Origin of the sequence: Aureispira sp. CCB-E (assembly GCF_031326345.1) — a bacterium.
GTDB lineage: Bacteria > Bacteroidota > Bacteroidia > Chitinophagales > Saprospiraceae > Aureispira.
This window is the reverse complement of sequence record NZ_CP133671.1, coordinates 7,041,607-7,062,572: the sequence shown is the minus strand read 5'-3', so window position 1 is coordinate 7,062,572 and position 20,966 is coordinate 7,041,607. Positions and strand designations below refer to the sequence as shown.

General features: G+C 35.3%; 16 protein-coding genes and 1 other RNA gene. 11 read left to right on the top strand and 6 right to left on the bottom strand.

The features are described from left to right. Window positions 1-11 precede the first annotated feature (11 nt). Entirely contained in the window at window positions 12-695 is a 684-nt protein-coding gene (locus QP953_RS27315; RefSeq protein ID WP_309553524.1) for a succinate dehydrogenase cytochrome b subunit, read from the bottom strand. A gap of 293 nt (window positions 696-988) precedes the next feature. Between QP953_RS27315 and rnpB the strand changes: the two genes are divergently transcribed. Continuing rightward, window positions 989-1,380, top strand: an RNA gene (rnpB, locus tag QP953_RS27310) — RNase P RNA component class A. A gap of 25 nt (window positions 1,381-1,405) precedes the next feature. Continuing rightward, a complete protein-coding gene (locus tag QP953_RS27305; protein WP_309553523.1) occupies window positions 1,406-2,059 on the top strand; it encodes a hypothetical protein in 654 nt (217 codons plus the stop codon). A gap of 91 nt (window positions 2,060-2,150) precedes the next feature. On the opposite strand, the gene QP953_RS27300 is transcribed toward QP953_RS27305, so the two are convergent. After that, complete coding sequence (locus QP953_RS27300; protein ID WP_309553522.1) at window positions 2,151-4,649, bottom strand: T9SS type A sorting domain-containing protein; 2,499 nt, start codon at window positions 4,647-4,649, stop codon at window positions 2,151-2,153. Window positions 4,650-4,782: 133 nt separating this feature from the next. Between QP953_RS27300 and QP953_RS27295 the strand changes: the two genes are divergently transcribed. The 7 genes from QP953_RS27295 to QP953_RS27265 all read left to right on the top strand — a co-directional run bounded on the left by QP953_RS27295 (window position 4,783) and on the right by QP953_RS27265 (window position 12,302). Then, window positions 4,783-6,186: a hypothetical protein gene (locus QP953_RS27295; protein ID WP_309553521.1), complete on the top strand. Its 1,404-nt coding sequence runs from the start codon at window positions 4,783-4,785 to the stop codon at window positions 6,184-6,186. 221 nt (window positions 6,187-6,407) lie between these two features. Further along, entirely contained in the window at window positions 6,408-7,889 is a 1,482-nt protein-coding gene (locus QP953_RS27290; protein ID WP_309553520.1) for a phytoene desaturase family protein, read from the top strand. 234 nt (window positions 7,890-8,123) lie between these two features. Beyond that, the gene (locus QP953_RS27285; protein ID WP_052599063.1) at window positions 8,124-8,963 is read left to right on the top strand and encodes a phytoene/squalene synthase family protein; all 840 of its coding nucleotides are present in this window, start codon (window positions 8,124-8,126) and stop codon (window positions 8,961-8,963) included. Between the two features lie 12 nt (window positions 8,964-8,975). After that, on the top strand, window positions 8,976-10,436 hold the full coding sequence (gene crtD, locus QP953_RS27280) for a 1-hydroxycarotenoid 3,4-desaturase CrtD (RefSeq protein WP_309553519.1): 1,461 nt from the start codon (window positions 8,976-8,978) through the stop codon (window positions 10,434-10,436). Further along, window positions 10,426-11,064 carry a carotenoid biosynthesis protein gene (locus tag QP953_RS27275; RefSeq protein WP_309553518.1) on the top strand — a complete coding sequence of 213 codons (639 nt, stop codon included), beginning with the start codon at window positions 10,426-10,428 and terminating at the stop codon, window positions 11,062-11,064. The genes crtD and QP953_RS27275 overlap by 11 nt, the downstream gene beginning before the upstream one ends. 66 nt (window positions 11,065-11,130) lie before the next feature. Beyond that, window positions 11,131-11,598 (top strand): sterol desaturase family protein, encoded by a 468-nt coding sequence (locus tag QP953_RS27270; protein WP_309553517.1) that lies wholly within the window; start codon window positions 11,131-11,133, stop codon window positions 11,596-11,598. After that, window positions 11,595-12,302, top strand: coding sequence for a lycopene cyclase domain-containing protein (locus QP953_RS27265; RefSeq protein ID WP_309553516.1), 708 nt, complete (start codon window positions 11,595-11,597; stop codon window positions 12,300-12,302). The genes QP953_RS27270 and QP953_RS27265 overlap by 4 nt, the downstream gene beginning before the upstream one ends. A 21-nt stretch (window positions 12,303-12,323) precedes the next feature. On the opposite strand, the gene QP953_RS27260 is transcribed toward QP953_RS27265, so the two are convergent. Together QP953_RS27260 and QP953_RS27255 are read right to left on the bottom strand one after the other, a co-directional pair. Continuing rightward, window positions 12,324-12,818 (bottom strand): hypothetical protein, encoded by a 495-nt coding sequence (locus QP953_RS27260; RefSeq protein ID WP_309553515.1) that lies wholly within the window; start codon window positions 12,816-12,818, stop codon window positions 12,324-12,326. A 46-nt stretch (window positions 12,819-12,864) separates the two neighbouring features. Continuing rightward, complete coding sequence (locus tag QP953_RS27255) at window positions 12,865-14,376, bottom strand: right-handed parallel beta-helix repeat-containing protein (protein ID WP_052599069.1); 1,512 nt, start codon at window positions 14,374-14,376, stop codon at window positions 12,865-12,867. Window positions 14,377-15,469: 1,093 nt separating this feature from the next. Here QP953_RS27255 and QP953_RS27250 point away from each other — a divergent pair. Continuing rightward, window positions 15,470-16,024, top strand: coding sequence for a hypothetical protein (locus tag QP953_RS27250; RefSeq protein WP_309553514.1), 555 nt, complete (start codon window positions 15,470-15,472; stop codon window positions 16,022-16,024). A gap of 104 nt (window positions 16,025-16,128) precedes the next feature. Here QP953_RS27250 and QP953_RS27245 read toward each other — a convergent pair whose 3' ends face one another. Then, complete coding sequence (locus tag QP953_RS27245; RefSeq protein ID WP_052599071.1) at window positions 16,129-16,836, bottom strand: 16S rRNA (uracil(1498)-N(3))-methyltransferase; 708 nt, start codon at window positions 16,834-16,836, stop codon at window positions 16,129-16,131. Window positions 16,837-16,962: 126 nt separating this feature from the next. On the opposite strand from QP953_RS27245, the gene QP953_RS27240 reads away from it, so the two are divergent. After that, window positions 16,963-17,850 carry a glucosaminidase domain-containing protein gene (locus QP953_RS27240; RefSeq protein WP_309553513.1) on the top strand — a complete coding sequence of 296 codons (888 nt, stop codon included), beginning with the start codon at window positions 16,963-16,965 and terminating at the stop codon, window positions 17,848-17,850. A 423-nt stretch (window positions 17,851-18,273) separates the two neighbouring features. On the opposite strand, the gene QP953_RS27235 is transcribed toward QP953_RS27240, so the two are convergent. Then, window positions 18,274-20,964 (bottom strand): S8 family serine peptidase, encoded by a 2,691-nt coding sequence (locus QP953_RS27235; protein ID WP_309553512.1) that lies wholly within the window; start codon window positions 20,962-20,964, stop codon window positions 18,274-18,276. Window positions 20,965-20,966: the final 2 nt, after the last annotated feature.

Below are 20,966 nucleotides of genomic sequence, written 5' to 3'. Positions count from 1 at the left end.
TCGTTAGTTAATTACTTAAGTACAAAAAATACGATCGGCATAGAAGCAAATCCTAATGGGATTAGGATAGAATACCCCATGGCTACGGCTCTAATAATAGGAGCATATTTTTTGTTGTTTAGTCCCATTGTTTGGAAGGCACTCCAGAACCCATGCATCAAATGCAAGGCTAGAGCAACCAATGAGATTAAGTAAAAAATAACTACCCATGCTTGAGAGAAAGCTTCTTTGACTAGACTATATAGGTCTTTCACTTCCAATCCATCATAGGTTTGTTTGCCCATTTCAAAAAAGTGCATCTGTGCCCAAAATTGCCACATATGCAAACCGATAAATACGAAAATGAGCAGACCCAAGTTTCTCATGTTTCTTGAAGCAAGCTTTGCTTCTGTATCTGCAATTTCCTTTCCTTGATAAGAACCTCCTTTTGCTTTACGATTATATGCTGTAATCAAAATTCCTTGTACAGCATGTAATAAGATAAAAAAGTAATTGCCATAAGAAATTACCTTAATCAAGGGATTGTGTGTCATGTGATAGGCATAGAGGTTAAATGTTTCTCCGGTGTTGTCAAAGAATAACTGTAAGTTCCCCAGCATATGCACGACTAAAAACAGGCATAAAAACAAACCTGTTAACGACATAATTAATTTCTTACCAAGAGAGGATAGTAAAAAGTCTATAATCCACTTCATGTTGTAATGATAATTTTAGTTTTAAATATAGTTCTTAAGAAGGTTATAATAGTACTGCTATTATAATTGTACGGCGCAAAAATAAAAAGATTGCGGTTACATTTTTACATTCTGCTCACAAAATATCTATTCAACGCCACTTATGCAACCTATGTTCAGGCTTATTTGCAGACTGTTTTTATTTAGAATAGTTCTATACTGCTTTCTTTTACCTTGTGTTAGGTTATAATAAACGATAGAAAATAGCATTCTCATAGCATTATTCCAAAATATAGCCTATCTTTGCAGGCGCAACTACAAGCTGCTCTATCGCGGGTTTGAGCTATTCAAACATGAGGAAAGTCTGAACAACGCAGAGCATCGCACCATCTAACGGATGGGGTTTTCTTTTGCTTTTGCATAAGAAAATACAGAAAGTGTCGCAGAAAATAACCGCTTTCATTTTATTGGAAGTAAGGGTGAAAACGTGCGGTAAGAGCGCACGGCTATTATTGGTAACAATAGTAGCGGATAAACCTTGCGAGTTGAAATGCCATGTATACCAGCATGGGCTCTTCGGAGTCCGTAGGGTTGCTCGCTCTAGCTGGAGGGTAGGCAGATAGAGCCAATAGGTGACTATTGGTCTAGATAAATGATAGAGACTCTTTGTAGAGTACAGGATTCGGCTTATAGGCTTGTAGTTGCTTTTTCTTGTTTCAAATCAAACTATTATGAAGGTTGCAATAACCATACTATTCTCTTGGTTGTGGTGTATCTGTTGCTGTCAAGAACGATACTTCGAAGGACAAGTCACTTATAAGGTTTTTGAACGATTTGATGATCCTGATGAAATTGTTCCAGAAGATTCTATTGTTTTGTTCATTGCCGATTCTATGTTTTTAGAACAAATTTATATAGATGGAAAAGTATGGCGTTGGTCATTGCTAAGAAATGATACGTTGTTCGAATCAAAGTCCAGTACAAAAGTTGTTTATAAGTTATTGGAAAAGCAGTCTGAAGATTACCAATGGGTAGGTTCAAAAGGAAATCAAGTTCAAACCAATAAGAAAGGAAGTATTTTAGAAGATAATTTAGGAAACACTTATTTTGCTTTGTTTGATTCGACTATTTTAGTTGATTTTTGTATTTATCCTATTTATGCAAACAATCTGTCTTATCTACCTAAATACCTCCATTTAAATAAGGAAAATGTATCTTATACGCATCAAATTAAGTCTAAAAAAGCACAAATCTTAAACGCAAATATCTTTCAAATTCCCAGTCATTATCGAGTTATATCAGAAAAAGACCATCAAGAAGAGTTGATTCGGCAATTAAAATCTCAACCTCCTAGGGGGAATGTTTTATTAAAAGCGAAGGATTAATTTTGTTGAAACAAAAAAGAAAATTTGGCAACTTGAAAATTCATTTTTCAAATTGCCAAACTCTAAAAAAAAATCTGGTAAACATTACCTCTTATTGTTTTATGATTTTGTGTGTGCTAGTCTTTTGATTTTGTTGAATATTTATATAATAAACCCCACTGGTTAAGTCATTCAAATCAAGTGCTGTTTGTTGATCGCTAACATTTTTTTGCACTAGATTTCGTCCTAGATGATCAAATACCTTGATTTGTATGTCATTTTCTCCCAATTGGTCAATATATACTAAACCAGAAGTAGGATTGGGATAAATATGCACTTTCATATCTTCTATCCATGCTTCTTCCATTTTTAAGACAATAGGAATAAAGTTTTCTCCAATGGTATGTGTGGTTACATTCGTAAAAATAGGAGGATTAAAATCAAAATAAATTGCTGCTTGGTTATTGATAACAGAACCATTGATTAAGTTTGGTACTTGGTTAATGGAATACGTAAAGAATCCATGAGAAAGAGGTTCGTTGGCATTGCTATCTACTAGTAAAATATCATCAAAACGAACTGTTAAAACCCCAGTGCCACTTAACTCCCAAGTATAAGGATGGCTACTTGCACCCATTAATAAGCTACTAGCATCAACATTGGTTGATAGGGTATCAACAATAACAATATTAAAGGCAGTATCGGTTCCTGTGTTTTGGAAGCGGATTCTATATTTTAGTGGTGTATTGGCTTCAATGTAATGTGCGCTTCCATATCCTTCAGGTTGTGCTGCCTTATCATTAGGGTCAAAAGATGTAATATTAGATTGACAGTCGTTGTCGATAAAATAAGCGGTATTGCCTGTATAGTATTGTGTCAAGAAGCCTGTATTAAAGCTACCGTTATTAAATGGACGACAACCTTCGGTATAAGAATGAACAATGGAGGGACCTAATTGAGGGGGAAATCCATTCGCTTGGCGAGCTTGAATGCGATATGTTTTTCCTAAATCGGCAGGTTGTATGACTTCTACCGAATCACCACCATTAAGATTAAATGGTGCCATTTGAATAATAATATCATCTTCAAAAATGGAATAATCCTCTGCTGCCAGCATATTATTACCTGTATTTTTAATTTTGAAGAAAATAGAATCATTTTGGCAGGTGTTACTAGCTTTTAAGATAGGACCATTCCATAATGGCAAGCAAAAACTATCTGGATAGATGTGGGCATAACTACAATGTGTTTGTCCAGGGATGGCTGCCGCATCAACAGTAACATAGATGTAGATATTACCACACTCACCAACACGTACTGTATCTAAATCAAATTGATAAGTATTGCCAACAACAGAAGTAGGTGCGATGCTTGTTGAGGTGACGTTCAAAAAAGAATCAATGTTTACTTCTATATAACTGTTGTAAGCATCTAGGGTGCCATTGTTACAATAGTGCACATTATACCAACTTCCTCCGCCTGCTATGCGCAAAAACGGTGCACCTATTGAAACAACCATTAAGTGGCATGGAGTTCCCGCTTCTAATACCCAGTTTACGGTATCTATTGAGTTGAGTGTAGGAATGGTAACATTGACTTGGTTGACGCAAGAATTTCCGTATAAGCTATTGATTGGAAAATACTCTAAAGTGTAACTTCCTGTGTCTAAATCTGCCTCATATAATCCATTAGAATTGGTAGAAAAATATTGAACTAGCCCACTATTGGAATTGGTTGCTTTTATAATTTGAGAACCAATTAATGGCTCATTGATGTCAGGAGTACAGTTGTTGTTACTATCTAAGCGTACCTGCCCTCTAAGGGTAATTGGTGAATCAAATAATGTTGTACAATTGATAGTTGAACATCCATTGGCATCTGTTACAGTAACGCAATAGGTTCCAGAAGAAAGCCCTCCTGCAACTGGACCGACTTGACCAGTTGGCCAAATGTAAGTATAAGGAGCAGCACCACCACTGGCAGTAACTGAAATACTTCCATCAGTAGCACCAGCTTGACTAGGGTGGGTAATAGTAGTAATCGTATTAAGGGCAGAACTAGACAGTTCTGTGATAATGACAGAAGTAGCTGACGTACAACCATTATTAAAATCGGTTGCAGTTACACTGTAAATACCTGCGCAAAGATTGGTTGCTGTGGCTGTTGTCTGATTACCTGTAGCAGCGTTCCATAGATAGGTATAACCTTGTCCTAGACCTCCACTAGCTGAAACGGTAGCATTACCTGTACATGTTCCAAAACACATCACATCAGTCGTGTTGGTAACGTTAACCATTAGAGGTGGTACATCGGTGACAGTAACAGAAGTAGTTGCCGTACAACCAACAGCATCAGTAACCGTTAGTGAATGAATGCCTGCACAAATACCTGAAATAATGGGCGTAGTTTGATTGCCTGACCATAAATATGTATAGGGGGTAGTCCCGCCAGAGGGAGTAGCGGCAATTTCTCCATCACAAGCTCCATTACAAGAAACGTCTTGACCGTTATAATTAGAAGTGATGGCAGCGGTTACACTGCATTGTGCATATAACTCCGAGTAAAGAGGGGCGAAGCTTAGCAATAAAAATATATTTAATAGTAATCTCATAATTTAGTAGTGTTTGTTAAGTCTGTAAAATGGATTGAGTATTAGCTTTTTGGTCGATATGCTACAAATGTAGTTGAAGTTTGATTAGAAATGATGTACATTTTTTATATATTGTCTGATATAAATGATTAAAATGATGCAAAAATCTAAGCTAGTTACTGTTTTTAAAAAGATAGATAAAAAAGATCTTCGAGATTTAAAGAAATGGGTGCAATCGCCTATTCATAATGAACATAAGGATGTGTCCAAACTGTTTGATTTTTTATTTACTAGGTATCAGTTAAATGCAACGACACTTAAAAAAGAACGTGCTTGGAAATACCTGTATCAGAATAAACCATACGATGATTTAAGAATGCGTCATATTATGTCTTCGAGTTTAAAAGTGCTAGAAGAATTTGTCAGCTATAAAATGGTAAAAAATATCTCTTTTGAACACGAAAAAAAATTGGTAAAAGCCTATAGAGATAGAAAATTATTGAAACCTGCTACTCAAAGCCTGAAAAAAGCTACAAAGTATCTAAATAAAAGTGTTCCACTCGATGAAGCATACTATTATCACAAGTATGAATTAGAAGTCTTGAAATTTGATTTGGAAGGCACTCAAAATAGGACAAGAGCAACCAATATAACCGAAATAACCAAACAGGCGAGTCTGTTTTTTATGATCACAACGTTGCGATATGCTTATACGGCACGTAGTCAGCAAAGTTTGAAAAAAACAGATTATAACGTTCCTTTATTAGATAGTGTCTTGCAAGAAGTAGAACACCATGATTATTCTTCCTCGCCAATTCTTATGATTTATTATCATGGTTATCAAACTCTCAACAATCCAGAGGAGGAACAGCATTTTCAGGCACTTAACTATTACTTAGAGCAATACGATTGGCTAGGAGCAAAAGAACAGCGAGAAATTTTATTAATGGCTTTAAATTATGCGATTAAGCAGATTAATACAGGAAGTCAATTTTATATGCAAGAAGCCTTCCGACTTTATAAAAAGGGGTTAGAAGAAAATTTGCTGATTGAACAAAATGAAATGAGTCACTTTGCTTATAAAAATATTGTCTCTCTAGGTATTATTTTGAAGGAATACGAATGGCTGGATGACTTTATACCACTGTATGCCCTGAAACTTAAAGGTGATTCTAAGAGTAATTATCGAGATTATAGCTTGGCGAGGTTGACATTTGCTAGAGGGGATTTTAATCAAACAATGGAACTGTTAATTCAGGCAGATTATGACGATATTATGTTGAATATTGGTGCAAAGGTGATGCTCTTAAAATTATATTATCAACAAGGTTATTGGGATGCATTGGAAGCTTTGTTAGAGAGTTTCCGAATTTTTTTGAATCGAAAAAAAGAGCTGAGTTATCATAAAACGCATTATGCTAATCTGATTAGTTGGGTTAAAAAATTGTTGAGTACGCCTAATTTTGACAAAGAAGTACGAAAGAAAATGAAGCAAGAAATCGCTAATACGCATCCCTTAGCAGAACGAGAATGGCTGTTGGAACAAGTGAGAAAATAGAAGTATAAAACGAACATATTAAGTTGATGAATCCGCCCAAAGGATAAAAAAACAACAGAAATTTGCCTTCAAAGTATAAGCTTTAGTATGAAAACATAGCTTTTGTTTAACTTTTTTTACGAAAAAATACTTTTTTGTTAAACAAAATAATCCGTTCTATGTTCCATAGGATATTCTCAAGTATTGGTGAGAGTTCTATTGAATTGTACAAAAACGGAAAAATGCAAATTGATATTATAGGTTCAGGTTTTGCAGGTTTAGTTGCTGCTTGCTTTTTAGCTAAAAATGGACACGAAGTCCATGTTCATGAAAAAAATGAGATGGTAGGTGGTCGAGCTCGTACGTTTAGTGTCGAGGGGTTTACCTTTGATATGGGACCTTCTTGGTATTGGATGCCCGATCTTATTGATAAGATTTTTGAAGATTTAGGCGAAAAAAGGGAAGATTACATAACTTTAGAGCGATTAGATCCTTCTTACCGAGTGTTTTGGAACGACAGATCTTATACCGATATGCCTGCCAGTATGGACGCATTATATCGAGTATTTGATGATCTTGAAAAAGATGGAGGGAAAAAATTAAAGCAATTTTTAGACGATGCACAAATTAAGTATAAGGTAGGGACAGAAAAATTCTTGGAAAAACCAGGCTTAAGCCTCTTGGAATTGATTGATGTAGAAGTGTTTAAAAACTTCTTTAAACTAGACTTGTTCAAATCGGTCGAAAAAGATGTTTGTAATCGTTTTGAATCACATAAGGCACGTTCTATTTTAAGATTTCCTGTGTTATTTTTGGGAGAGATGCCTCATCGAATTCCTTCTTTGTATACCTTAATGAATTATGCGGATCTAAAGTTAGGAACTTGGTATCCCAAAGGAGGGATGCAACAATTGGCGCAAGGGCTTAAGAAAATTGCAGAGAAACATGGTGCTGTATTTCACTTGAATAGCCCTGTTACAAGTTTTACCTGCGCGAATGGAAAAGTAACAGACCTTCACTTTGAAGGCGTTTCAAAAAAAGTAGAACAGGTAGTTGCAGGCGCAGACTATAATTTTGTGGAACAGCAACTAATTCCCAAAGCATACAGACGATACAGTCCCGAATATTGGGATAAACGAAAAATGGCTCCAAGCTCTTTAATTTATTACTTGGGAGTTAATAAAAAACTGGAAGGGGTAGAGCATCATAATTTGTTTTTTGACGAAGATTTGGTGGAACATGGCAAACAAATTTATGATCAGCCAGATTGGCCAGATAGCCCCTTGTTTTATGCCTGTGTAACCTCTAAAACCGACCCTGATGTAGCACCAGAAGGAAAGGAGAATGTATTTTTACTCATGCCTTTGGCACCAGATGTAGAGGACAACGAGACCCTTCGAGAGAAATATTTAGACATTATGTTGGAACGAATGGAACGTCATACAGGTCAATCTATTCGGTCGCATATTATATACAAGCGTTCTTACTGTATCAATGACTTTAAGCAAGATTATAATTCTTACAAAGGTAATGCGTATGGATTGGCCAATACCTTAATGCAAACGGCCAATTTAAAACCAAAAATAACTTCTAAACTAGATAACCTTGTTTTTTGTGGGCAACTAACGGTTCCCGGTCCAGGTGTTCCTCCTGCCTTAATTTCGGGCAAAGTAGCGGCAAAATTAGTTATGAAAAAAGCTGCTACCCTAAAAAAAGGACACTAGGCTTATATCAACCATTATTTCGTGAAGAAAACATATCAGTTCACTTCGTGAGCGCTTTGCTTTTAGTTAGCTTTGTTACTCCCTACGGTCGTGAGCTCGCACAGCTCGGTTCGCTGCTATTTCGTGGTATTAGAGTGCTACATAGTTGATTATCAGAAAAGATGTGTTTTTGTTGCTTCCTTCTTTGAAAGGTTGGTAATCGTTATTAATCAACAATACTTAAACTTATTTCCAATGAAATCATTATTCGACGAATTATCAAGAGGTGCTTCAGTGAATGTTACAAAGATTTATAGCACTTCATTTTATAAAAGTGTTTCTACTTTGGATGAAAACATTCGAGATGATGTCCATGCTATTTATGGAATGGTCCGATTTGCGGATGAAATTGTAGATTCTTTTCATGGTTACAAAAAAGAAGAACTATTGGCAGAGTTTAAAGCAGATACGTACAAGGCAATTGATAGAGGGATCTCTTTAAATGCCGTTTTAAACTCTTTTCAGGCAGCTGTGAATAAATATCAAATTGACCTAGATTTGATTGAGAAATTTTTCAGAAGTATGGAAATGGATTTACAACCCATAGAATATACGCAAGAATTGTATGAAGAATACATTCTAGGATCAGCAGAAGTTGTAGGGTTGATGTGTTTAAAGATTTTTGTTTATGGGGATGAGGAGCAGTATCAAAAACTAAAGCCTTATGCTATGAAATTAGGCTCTGCTTTTCAAAAAATTAACTTCCTAAGAGACTTGAAGGATGATTGGGGAGCATTGGGAAGAATCTATTTTCCTAATGTGGGGGATGTAGAAGGTTTGACACTTGAAAACAAATTATCGATAGAAGAAGAAATAGAACAAGAGTTTTTAGAAGCTTATAAAGGAGTGCTGATGCTGCCACGATCCTCTCGATTTGGGGTTTATGTAGCTTATACGTATTATTATAACTTGCTTAAAAAAATCAAAGCAAAAACCGTTAACGATTTGATTTCTCAGCGCATTCGAATTCCTAATTATTCGAAATACTATTTGTATGTAAAATCTTATCTAAGACATTCTTTTAACGTGTTATAATCTATAATCATTATGTACGATGCCATTGTTATAGGAGCGGGAATAGCAGGAATTGCGGTTGCATTGCGTTTAAAAAAACGTGGTGATAAAGTATTGGTCTTGGAAAAAAATAGTTACGTAGGGGGCAAAATGAATCAATACGAATCTATGGGCTATCGTTGGGATACGGGACCGTCTTTGTTTACAATGCCTCAATTGGTAGATGAATTGTATGAATTATATGACAAAAATCCTATAGATTATTATCAGTACAAAGAAGAAGAAGAGGCTTGTCGTTATTTTTTTAGTGATAAGACACAATTGAACTTTTATACCAATCGGACAAAGCTAAAAAAAGAACTATCTGAAAAACTGGGAATTGATACCAAGGTTATTGATTCTTATATGGAACGTAGTGCAGAGAAATACAATTCCATTGGGGTAATTTCATTGGAAAATGCCATCCATAAACCTAGCGGATTGCCTTGGGGGAAATTATTAAAGATGCTACCACAGATTTTTAGAACCAATTTATTTACTTCCTTACATCGACTTAATGCAACTCAACTAAAAGAGCCAAGGTTGGTTCAAATTTTTGATCGTTATGCTACCTACAATGGTTCAAATCCCTATAAAGCATCGGGAATTTTGAGTATGATTCCACATTTAGAACAAAATGTAGGCACTTTTTTTCCAAAAGGAGGCATGCGTTCTATTGTGGATGGATTGTACCAATTGGCAAAGGAAGTTGGGATAGAGTTTGAATTTGGGGTTTCGATTGACAAGGTAGAAAAGATAAAAAAAGGATATTGTATCAATGAAAATCCCCATTACCATTGTAAAAGATTGGTAAGCGCTATTGATTGTGTTCAATTTTATAAAGAGGTGCTCAAGGACAAAACCCTAGCTAAAAAGTACCATCGCCAAGAACGGTCTAGTTCGGCAATTATTTTTTATTGGGGTATTCAAAAACAATTTGCAGAATTAGGCTTGCACAATATTTTTTTTAGTGAAGATTATCAACGAGAGTTTGAATTGATTTTTGAAGAAAAAAATATTCCATTAGAAGGGACAATATATGTGCACATTAGTTCAAAAGTGAATCCGCAAGATGCTCCGCAAGATGGTGAAAATTGGTTTGTGATGCTCAATGTTCCAGCTGGAATAGAGATCAATAAGGAACAAACAGCCATTATTAAAAGTGCTATCTTAAAACGCATCGAACAGATGTTAAACAAAGAAGTAACTCCCTATATTCAAACAGAAAAGGTATGGACACCCAAAGGTATTGAATTGGATACAGGGGCAATAGAAGGGGCTTTGTATGGAGCTGCGTCTAATTCCAAAATGGCTGCTTTGACAAGGCATCCTAATTTTTCTAAAAAATACAAAGAAATTTATTTTTGTGGTGGAACCGTTCACCCAGGAGGAGGGATTCCATTGTCTATTCAATCCGCAAAAATTGTTGATAAATTAATTGCCAATGAACGTTAACACGATACAGGTTAAGTTGGAGTCTTATGCTCCTTGGATTTTGGTACTCTTTCATCTAATTGGGTTAGGAATTTTTCTTTATCCAGATCGAGTAGAAGGTTTGTCAGGACTAAATATGATTTTGTGCGCCTTACTTATTCTTTTTTCTTCTGAGAACTGGAGAACAGAAACCTATTTGTTGTTAGGAATTGTTGTAGGTGGTTTTACGGTTGAGGCGATTGGTGTTAATACAGGCTTGTTATTTGGCAATTATGATTATGGACATGAGTTAGGGGTAAAACTATATGGAGTGCCTGTTGTGTTGGGCTTAAATTGGTATTGCGTTGTTGCTACTAGTGTCCATTTTGTGCTTCAATGGATTCCTAAAACAATGCCATGGATGTTGAAAGCCGTAGTGGCTGGTTTGCTGTGTGTTGTGCTGGATTATTTTATTGAACCTGTCGCTATGAAATATAATTTTTGGAATTGGGAGCATGGGATTATTCCTTTGTTCAATTATGTGTGTTGGTTTATTTTTTCTGTGCTATTTGCAAGTGTCTATTTGTTGAATGTCAAAAAGGTAAATGCGACAGCTTATTTCTTGTTTTATATTTGGCTCTTGTTTTTCTGTATTTTGAATGTGTTGTAAACAAATAGTTTGTTGGCAAACTAAATTTCTAAAAAAAGGATTAAGAAAAATATTATAACTATAGATATGATGACTATACTGACTTATCTAATCCCATTTCTACTAGCTTTCTTTGGGATGGAATTTATGGCTTGGTTTACCCACAAATATATCATGCATGGTTTTTTGTGGTTTTTGCATGAAGATCACCACCAACCCGACCCCAATACTTTTTTTGAGAAAAACGACGCCTTTTTCTTAGTGTATGCCATTCCAAGTTGGTTGTGTATTATGTTAGGAATGATGTGGGGCAATACCTTTTCTGTTGGGTTTGGATTTGGTATTTTGGCGTATGGGGTCACTTATTTTTTAGTACATGACGTACTGATTCATAGACGATTTAAGTGGTTCGATAAGGTACAGAATCCTTATTTTAAGGCACTTCGAAAAGCACATAAGGTGCATCATAAAAACCGTTTTAAAGAAGAGGGCAGTTGTTTTGGTTTATTGGTTGTTCCTCGTAAGTTTTATCAAGAACAAAAGAAAAAAAGATGAATACCTTGTACTTGCTATTAGATTTAGGAGTTATTATATTTCCCTTTTTGTTGAGTTTTGACAAAAAAGTACATTATGTTGGTGATTGGGGCGCTACATTTGGAGCCTTGTTTGCGATTGGAGTACCATTTTTAATTCACGATTACTTCTTTACAGAAATGGGCATATGGGGCTTTAATCCTGATTACTTAACAGGATATTATTTACTTAATTTGCCGATAGAAGAAGTGCTATTTTTTGTGGTCGTTCCGTATGCTTGTACTTTTGTGTACGCCTGTTGTCGAGCGTATTTTACAAAAATTGATTTCAAAACCTTTAACCTCGTGTTTTATGTTGGAATGCTGCTGTATGCTATTGTTATTTTAGTTTTGGGAATGGGGCGTTGGTATAGTACAATGGTAGCGATTATTGCTTTTTTCTTAGGAGGCTATTTGTGGATCAAACGAAATAATTATCCTTACTTACCCATAGCTGTTTTGCTGTCAATGATTCCATTTTTTATTATGAATAGTATTTTAACAGGATCATTTACACCAGCACCAATTGTTTGGTACGATAATGCTCAAAATATAGGATACCGTTGGGGGACAATCCCCGCAGAAGATATCCTGTATTCATTCTTACTGGTTGCGGGGAATATTTTAGTATTTAAATTTTTAGTAGAACGAAAACGAAAAATTACGACCACTTTACAAAAGGCATAAGCAGCCGTTTATGACACTAACTCAACTAAATGGTTCCAATTGTTGAACATATTGGGCTAATGCATCGCTTTTCTGTGTACCAATTAAAAGTTTTGTTCCGTTCTTTAGTTCTATCGCCAGTCCCATTGTTCCAGAAGCATTATAAACTGTGCCGTATTGTGAACTTAGGCGAAGCCCCCAACCGCCTATAAATCCATAATCTACCACCTGCGCTTTTTGAACATTGTTCCATTTTATTACTCTTTTGGTAAGTGGAAAAAAATGGATTTTAATTTCAGTGTTATTGATTTCTGTTTTTAGATTGAGTGTCCAAAAGAAAATAAGCAAGCCTAAGATCATACTAGCTATTACAATCAAAGAAAGGTCAGAACTAGGCTTATCTCCAAAAGGTTGTCCAAGTATAATTTGTTGATAAATTCCATAGAGGATCAACATACCTATACCAACCAAAATAATAGTTATCAACCATAGTAGCCAGCCGCTAAGCTTTTGTTTTTCTTTGAATACAAGAGACATACTTTAGGACATTAGAAGGTTGAAAAAATTAATTTGTTTATAATTTTTAGTTGGGGATTGCATAGGCTCCGATGGCAGGAGTTGATTCTCTCTGTTGTCCAATAATATCTAAGAAAGGGCTTGTGATACCAGGTAGTCCTGTTAAGATTCTCCAGTTAGAAGGAAAATTCATGGTAGTAGGCAGTCCTGCATTATTAGCAGGAGAATCCACAGAATCAATTTGATAATTAAAATTATCTTCATCGACAAACAAAGGATCTTGATTGGTGATACAGTTGATCATATTTTGACTAAACGTATCTACCTTCATCAAGCAATTGTTAAACTCATAATAAAAATCGGCAGGAGGATTATCCAACGTTAGTATTTCAACTTCTTCGCTTTTATTACCATAAATGATACAATTTGTAAAATAAGCCTCTCCCTGTGATTTGATAGGAATTTCATTGCCATTATTATCAACGACAATTTCATAGTCTCTAAAACTAAGTACAGGTTCACTTCTGCTAACCAAGCCTGCACCAACATTGGCAAAGGTACAGTTTCTAAAATTATAGGCACCGCCTCGAATTCCGATAAAATTAAACTGATTAGAGTTGGCAAGAACGGTATTGGTCATTGTAACATAAGAGCCTCTAGCCAAGACAGCAGAGCGATCGACATTATAAATTTTGCTATTCTTCAATTCTAATTTAGGACTACCATTGACTGTAAACGAGTCGACAAAAATACCATCTACTGCATTTCTAATAATAGTGCCGTGTATAATATTATCTCGACTACCAGGACCTAATCGAATGCCATTGTGGTGGAAAGGAATTAATTGGTAGTCTTCTTCTAGTCGATGCGTTTTTAAAACAACAGGATTGTTCAAATCTCCTCCTACATTTGAGCGGATACAAGAATTATTGCCAATATAAATCATAGCTCGTTCGCCAGGTCTTGAAGTAGGACCTCCAAACATATAGATTTCAGTACCACCAGGAATAACTAAGCAAGAATTATTTTCAAAGGCTACAATACCCATAAAAATATGAGGCTTGGTATTGGTTAAGGTTACCGTGGTATCATTGTACGTTGTCAAAAAACCTACCTTCCCTGTATAATTGGCATTCCAACCATAGGCATAAAGCATTACTTTTTGTGTGCCTCCACCGTCTGTTTCAAATAGAATAGAATCTTTTCGGACAGCATCGCCGTCATTCGGATCAATAAAAACATTAGCAAAGATATAAATACTATCCTTGGCAGGAATCTCTATGTCAGAACTTGCCACGCCTGTAAAACCATCAATATTGATATTAAAATCAGAGGGTTCTCCACCTCCTAAATAGACATTGTTAATTCGAATAATCTGATTGTGTGGGTTGTAAACTTTGAAGCGGCGTGTGGCACTTCCCATATTAGTAAATACAGTATCAAAAGTTAATGTATCTAGTGAAAATTCTAGACCAGCCCCCGTTGTAGTTATAAATTGATCTTTTTTACAAGCAGTTAGCTGAAAGATAGAATAAGCAATAATAGTAAGTAAGAGGTACTTTAGAAACGTTTGTTGCATTGTTATACTGTTATTAAGTTTAATAGTCTCCATCACCTACTAAATGATTAGAAGATTTAGGATAGCCAAATATAAGAGATTAAATTGGAATGCTTGTCTAGCCTGTTTTTTTATCTCAATTATTTATAAACAGCTTATCAGTTGAAAACCAAGAGGATTTATATTTTTAAGAGCGGCTAAAATAATTTTAATTACTCCGTTAAAAGTTTTTTGAAAGTAGGCAGCGTAGCTAACTCTGATTATTTTTAATAAAAGAATTTTTTGCTCGAAATAATGATAAGTATTTGATAAACAGTTTTGAGTAGAGGTTCTTTCTATAAAATGATAACAGTTTTTAAATCTTTTTCACAAAATATTAAGACGGTAATTATTTTTTTGGCACACTATTTTCAATGTATATAAATGTAACAACGAGTGATTGTTTTTATGAAGTTATATTGTTGTTATTTAAAAAGTTATATATTTTTAATAATATAAGATTTTCTTTTTTCTGCTTGAAATAAGTAAGTGAATATTACAGCAAAAAAAGATTTTTTTAGAAAAAGAAATAAAATATTGGCGTCTTGATGAAGTGTTAGATTACGGTTCTGTATACTTCAAAAAGTAATATTTTATCCCAAGCTTAGTTTTGTAGCTGTAGAGAGGGCAAAACTCCCTAGGTTTTCCCTTTCTATGGCACTTTTGAAGCCTTTTAGTATATAACGAGTTGAAATTAAAAAAAGAGGCTTTATTCCTCTAAAAAAAAGAAAAAGTATAATTAGGTCTTTTGCCTAATTTGAAGAATAGAATTGTTTTTTAGGAAGTTTCATAGGCTGTGGTAGCTAGAGACGCCGCAGCTTAGAGTTATTTTTATGGGTGAAAGAAAAGTGTTGTTCTTAATTGAGCAGCACTTTTCGTCTTTTGGGGCAATTGTTAATTGAAATCTCTTGTTTTTGGTGAAACAAAAAATGGTAAAATGAAACAAAAATGTTTATTTTCCGTATTTAGTGTGTCTCTTATTAATCAATAGCTCGTTGAAACCACGTAACAGTAGTGTAGCTAACTATTGTTAGTTTATTTCAGAGGAGTACTATTTTAACAAAAAACATAAAAAATGAAATTCTTAAAATACTTATTATACTTCCTTTTAGGATTTATTGTACTCTTTTTAGCTGCTGGGGTTCTAAAACCTTCTGTAAATTATGGGCATGAAATAATAGTAGATAAACCTTTGAAAGAAGCTTGGGCTGTTCACAAAGATAAGTCAAAGTATGACCAGTGGCTAGAAGGATTTAAGAGCATGGAGTTAATTAGTGGTGAGCAGGGTGAAATTGGAAGCCAATATAGAGTTGTGGTCAAGCCAGATGAGGAGCAGCCTGATTTTGAGATGATTGAAACGATTGTTGATAAGAAAAAATTTGATTTTATTCGCTTGGATTTTGATAGTGATATGATGTTTTTTGAGCAAACTACTTCTTTTTCAGAAATCGAGGGGAAAACAAAGGTAAAAACAGAGTCAAAAGTGAGCGGCAAAAATATTTTTATGCGTTCTATGTTTGCATGGATGGAGTTGTTAGGAGGTTCGTTTCAAGAGCAGGAAGAAAAGAATATAGAAGGATTAAAGCAAGTAATAGAAGGAAATACGACCGTATACAATTTAGAAAATTAATGTTGTAGCCTGAATTTACTTATCTTTTGTAACTATAATTTTCACTGTTGGTAGATCCCACTAGGATCTACCTTTGATTGTTTTTTAACGAACGATTGATACCATTAAATATGCAGCAAGTGAACCGTGTGACAGGCTGCAATACCTGCTGTCTCTGTGCGCAAGCGACTTGTTCCTAGACCTATTTCTTCAAAACCACTATCTTTGGCCCAAGCAACTTCTTCTTCTGAAAAGTCGCCTTCAGGTCCTATCAACAATAAAACTTCTTTAACATTGGGATTTAATACCTTCTTTAAATGAGGAAGGTTGGGAGTATTACAATGTGCAATGCCTTTGAAGGTCGCGTTATTAGCTGCTGGTAGAAAGTCTTTGAATTTAGTTAAATCATTGATTTTTGGAAAGATACTTTTAAGAGATTGTTTGGCAGCAGCAAGGACAACTTTTTCTAAGCGATCTAAGCGAATGTTTTTACGTTCTGATCGTTGACACAATATAAAGGTAATTTCGTCAATCCCCAGTTCTGTTGTTTTCTCCAAAAACCATTCTAAACGACTGATATTTTTAGTAGGAGCAATTGCCAAATGCAACCTAAAATTTCGTTGGTCGGTCGTTTCAATACGTTGTATAATTTGGATGGTACAACTTTTTTTATTGAAGTCCACAATTTTTCCTTCATACATATTGCCCAAACCATCTGTTAACGAAATGACATCATGGATGTTCTTTCTCAATGTTTTGATACAATGTCTTGTTTCTTCTTGATCCAAAAAAGCTGTTGTTCCTTCTACTTGATGAGCATAAAAAAGTTGCATAAAACAAAAAGTTTTAAAAAATAAAAACAAAAGTTTGGTTGTTAGAAACAAAATGTTTTATATTTGTATCAACAAAAGAATACAACACAACAATTGAATATCAATTTAAGTCTAAATATTAAAACAATGGAAACTAACAATACAAACAATATCAACATCCAAATTTGTGAGGATGTGTTAGTGACAGAAAACACAACTCCAACAACAGAAGAGTTGATAGACTTATTAGAAGTTGAAGCACAAAATACAGAAACAGTTTCAGAAACTGATATCGTTTTGGCAAAAGAAATAAAGGAACCTCAAAAACTATCTCTTAAATATATTTTTCAATCGTTATTTTATGCGATGCAGTGGCGACAATTAAAGCGTCAGATGACCAAAGAGGCTTTGCTGGGTATGTCTAAGAGACACTGGCCAAAGGCTGTTGCGGTTGCTGCGGTAATTGTTCTATTCAATTTGGATTTTGGTAGCAAAACGAATACCAATAGCCAAGCAAGTATGTTGATGTATGCGAATTATCCAGAGCCTGTATTAGAAACAGAGAATCATCCAGTGACACCTAGTCATATGGTCGCTTTGTCAAATGAAGCAAAAGAAAACTATATTGCTCGTTTTGCTAGTGTAGCGCAAGGAGAGATGAAGAAGTTTGGTATTCCAGCTTCCGTTATTTTAGGCTTGGCTATTTTGCACAGCAACTATGGTGTTTCTGAATTAGCACAGGTCGGGCACAATCATTTTCATATTACTTGTACCGATAATCATTTAGCAGAAGGAATAACAGGACGAGGAACGTATGAAAATGATTGTTACATACACTACCAAAACGCATGGACAAGTTTTCGTGCCAATAGTATGAAATTAGATGCTGCCCCATTTAAAGAATTGAAGGCAGTAGCAGGAGATGATTATACTATTTGGGTTTCAGGATTGCAAAAAATGGGATTGCAAGAGACGGATAATTTACTTGAGATTATTGAGACCCATAATTTGTACGAATTAGATAAGATACAATAACCAAAGGTTGTTGCTGTTTATATGATAAACCATTCTTTCACCTAAACAAACTATTACACTATAAGAATTAATATTTTTTGCTCTTTTATTGATTATTTAAAGACTAGTATTTAAGTGCAGGCTAGATTAGAAAATCACGTTACTTAAGACTAGGAATGATTCAATTTTATACTTTTTAAATGTTCACTCCCTAAAGAAGCTAAGTATAGGTCAAGTTGAGTGTTTCTAGTTGGCAGTCAATCACAAAAGGTGGTTGGCTGCCTTTTTTGTGGATAAACAAAAAGAGGTATAATACAGAAATTAGAACGAATTATTAAAAAACCACCTAGAAGCTGTTATCTAGGTGGTTTGGTATATTGTAATGATGTATCAAATAGCTGTTGATGCTCGAATGAATGGCAAAACCCTTTCTTTATCAAAAAACTATTGTTTAACTACTTTTTGTGTCAAAATAGACCCATCTTCTAATAAGAGATGCACTAAATAAACACCTTGAGGAAGTCGACTAGTTGGTAGTTCTAAATGGTTGCTTCCCAAGTCTAATTGCATGTTTATATTAATTACTTCTTGTCCTGTAATCGTACTCATACTAAGAGCAGCTTCTTGACTTTTAGGACTATCCATATTAACGACTAACTGACGATTAAAAGGATTGGGGTATACGTTTAGAGTGGCACTTGGCTCTATTTCCTCTATGGTAATACCCGTAGGTTGTGTAATGTTAATACAATAATCTTCAGTTTCTCCATAGCTAGAGTTATCGCATGCATTTAAAGTCGTATTATTCCCCCATTTCAAAGCAACTCGCATACGGGTTTTATCTAAAACGGCATTATTGGGTATATTAATAACTCCTGTATGATTGTTAATTGCGGATGAAATTTGACCAGCATCATAGGCTAATTCATTGGAATCAAAGACCTCATTTTGGTTGTAATCAATCCAAATTTTTAATAACCAATTGGTTCCCCAAGGACCTGTATTGAATCCAATATCTATAGAAACAGGATAAGATCCTCCTTGAGCTAAGTCTGTTGTTGGTCCCCCATTGACAAAAGAAATATAGCCTCCATCATTGCCAGTTGTATTGTTTAAACTGTTGATTGTTACGTTTTGTATCCAATCGTCTCCAGAACTCTGCCCAGAAGAGGTACAGTAATTATTAGAAGTACATTTTCCACATCCATTTGTTTCAAACTCAATGGTAGGAGAGTATTGGTTGTTGACATTGACAGGACAAGAAGAAAGAATGCGAAGTTCGTATAGTTCGCAGCTGTCTAGACCTGTCAACATAATTCCTCCTCCAGTAGTGGTGGTGGTTAGCCAAGTGGCACTAGATTTTAGTTTATATTCTACATTATAAGTTGTAACAAAAGGATCTGTCGCCCAAGAGAACGAAGCAGAAGTTAGCCCAGTTGTATCGACATTAATATTGCTAGGAGCTACGCAACAGTCTCCTGTTTTGAAATTATAGCTGCTAGAATAAGCTGTTGTATCACAATCAGCAGCAATTTCTACCTCATAATTTGTACAAGCTACTAAGCCGTTTAGAATAGAGAAGGTATCAGGTGCTGAAGCGAAAGTCCAAGTAGGATTTCCAACCACTCTATATCGTATGTAATAAAGCGTTGTCGAGTCAACACGATCCCAATTGAGAACAGCACTATTGCCAGTAATTGTATTGGCAAGCACATTGTAAGGTTCGTGGCAACCTGATAGAGAACAGCCAATAGCCATAACAGAATCTAAGGCATTTTTCATGTTTAAAATTCCCCCACTAACTGTTGTTCCTTGCATAGAAGCATTGCTGACAGTAGAATTTAAAATAATTTGTTTGAGTAACAATGCTGTTTGAGCAGGTTGAGTACGTGCTAGTAGAGCTAACCTAGGACAAGGAGCAGAATATAATAAACCGATAGTTCCAGCGACATGTGGAGTAGCTCCAGAAGTACCTCCAAAACCTCCATAACCATTGTTGATGGTTAGGGTATACGTACCTTCACCAAACGCTCCTAGGTCAACTGTTGTTAAACCATAGCCAGCTTGGTTGACTTTATTTCCTGCTTGGTTAATATTGGTTACAGCAATTAAATAATCGCTATCACAACTGGTTGGAAAATCTCCTGTTACATCAACGTTATTATTGGCATTGGCTGTAGCAGCAGCATTGAGAATTCCATAAGCTCCTAAGGTATCATAAAATTCATTTACTAAAGGAGCATAGGTTGCACATTGTTGGTTGTCAACTCCCCATGAAGCATTCGTGGCAACAACAAAAGCTCCTGAAGCGCCATTGGTTTGGTTGTACAGTTTTCGGCAAGCTAAAGGGTAACTGTATGCTGCAATTGAATTGGCACTTGTTCCACCTCCAACGACAAACATTAACTTAGCATCCCAATTGACACCACTTACGCCCACACCATTGTTTCCTTTTGCTGCAATGATTCCTGCAACAGGTGTCCCATGATTGGTAAAAGGACTTCCAGCTACAATATTGTTATTATTTGCATTGGCATTCCATCCTTGGAAATCGTCAATATAACCATTGCCATCATCATCAATGCCATTGCCAGGAATCTCTCCGTTGTTTCTCCAAACATTATTTCCCCAATCAGAGTGACTAACCTCTAGACCATCGTCAATAACGCAGATAACAATAGTGTCTCCTAAAGCTGTGACACCACCTGTTGTAATATCCCAAGCTGCTGAAGCATCTAAATCGATGTTAGATGATTGTTCATACTGCCATTGTTGGTTGTAAGAAGGATCGTTAGGGGTAACTCTTTTTTCTAAAATATAGTTGAGTTGAGCATTATGAACAGATGGGTGGTTTCTTGCTTTTGCAAGCATTTTGGAGGTACTTAAAATATCTTTATTAAATGTTAATTGCCAAATATTCATGTGCTCAGAGAGCAAGGCTTTGTTATTGATGTGTGTTTGGAGTCCTTTGTGTAATTCTAAATCTTTGATCACCCAAGCAATAGAGTGACCATCTTTGACACGAACTAATATTTCTCCTTCTACATGAGGGAAATTGTCTTGAGCAGCAAGGTTGTTGTTTAAACTAGCTACCAAAAAGAGTAGGAATAGCTTAAAGGTAATGTTAAATCGCATAA

Coding starts and splice junctions, on each gene's coding strand:
- QP953_RS27285 (WP_052599063.1), top strand. CDS start 8,124: ATGAAATCATTATTCGACGAATTATCAAGAGGTGCTTCAGTGAATGTT.
- QP953_RS27265 (WP_309553516.1), top strand. CDS start 11,595: ATGAATACCTTGTACTTGCTATTAGATTTAGGAGTTATTATATTTCCC.
- QP953_RS27235 (WP_309553512.1), bottom strand. CDS start 20,964: ATGCGATTTAACATTACCTTTAAGCTATTCCTACTCTTTTTGGTAGCT.
- QP953_RS27250 (WP_309553514.1), top strand. CDS start 15,470: ATGAAATTCTTAAAATACTTATTATACTTCCTTTTAGGATTTATTGTA.
- QP953_RS27315 (WP_309553524.1), bottom strand. CDS start 695: ATGAAGTGGATTATAGACTTTTTACTATCCTCTCTTGGTAAGAAATTA.
- QP953_RS27275 (WP_309553518.1), top strand. CDS start 10,426: ATGAACGTTAACACGATACAGGTTAAGTTGGAGTCTTATGCTCCTTGG.
- crtD (WP_309553519.1), top strand. CDS start 8,976: ATGTACGATGCCATTGTTATAGGAGCGGGAATAGCAGGAATTGCGGTT.
- QP953_RS27260 (WP_309553515.1), bottom strand. CDS start 12,818: ATGTCTCTTGTATTCAAAGAAAAACAAAAGCTTAGCGGCTGGCTACTA.
- QP953_RS27305 (WP_309553523.1), top strand. CDS start 1,406: ATGAAGGTTGCAATAACCATACTATTCTCTTGGTTGTGGTGTATCTGT.
- QP953_RS27295 (WP_309553521.1), top strand. CDS start 4,783: ATGATGCAAAAATCTAAGCTAGTTACTGTTTTTAAAAAGATAGATAAA.
- QP953_RS27255 (WP_052599069.1), bottom strand. CDS start 14,376: ATGCAACAAACGTTTCTAAAGTACCTCTTACTTACTATTATTGCTTAT.
- QP953_RS27245 (WP_052599071.1), bottom strand. CDS start 16,836: ATGCAACTTTTTTATGCTCATCAAGTAGAAGGAACAACAGCTTTTTTG.
- QP953_RS27290 (WP_309553520.1), top strand. CDS start 6,408: ATGCAAATTGATATTATAGGTTCAGGTTTTGCAGGTTTAGTTGCTGCT.
- QP953_RS27270 (WP_309553517.1), top strand. CDS start 11,131: ATGATGACTATACTGACTTATCTAATCCCATTTCTACTAGCTTTCTTT.
- QP953_RS27300 (WP_309553522.1), bottom strand. CDS start 4,649: ATGAGATTACTATTAAATATATTTTTATTGCTAAGCTTCGCCCCTCTT.
- QP953_RS27240 (WP_309553513.1), top strand. CDS start 16,963: ATGGAAACTAACAATACAAACAATATCAACATCCAAATTTGTGAGGAT.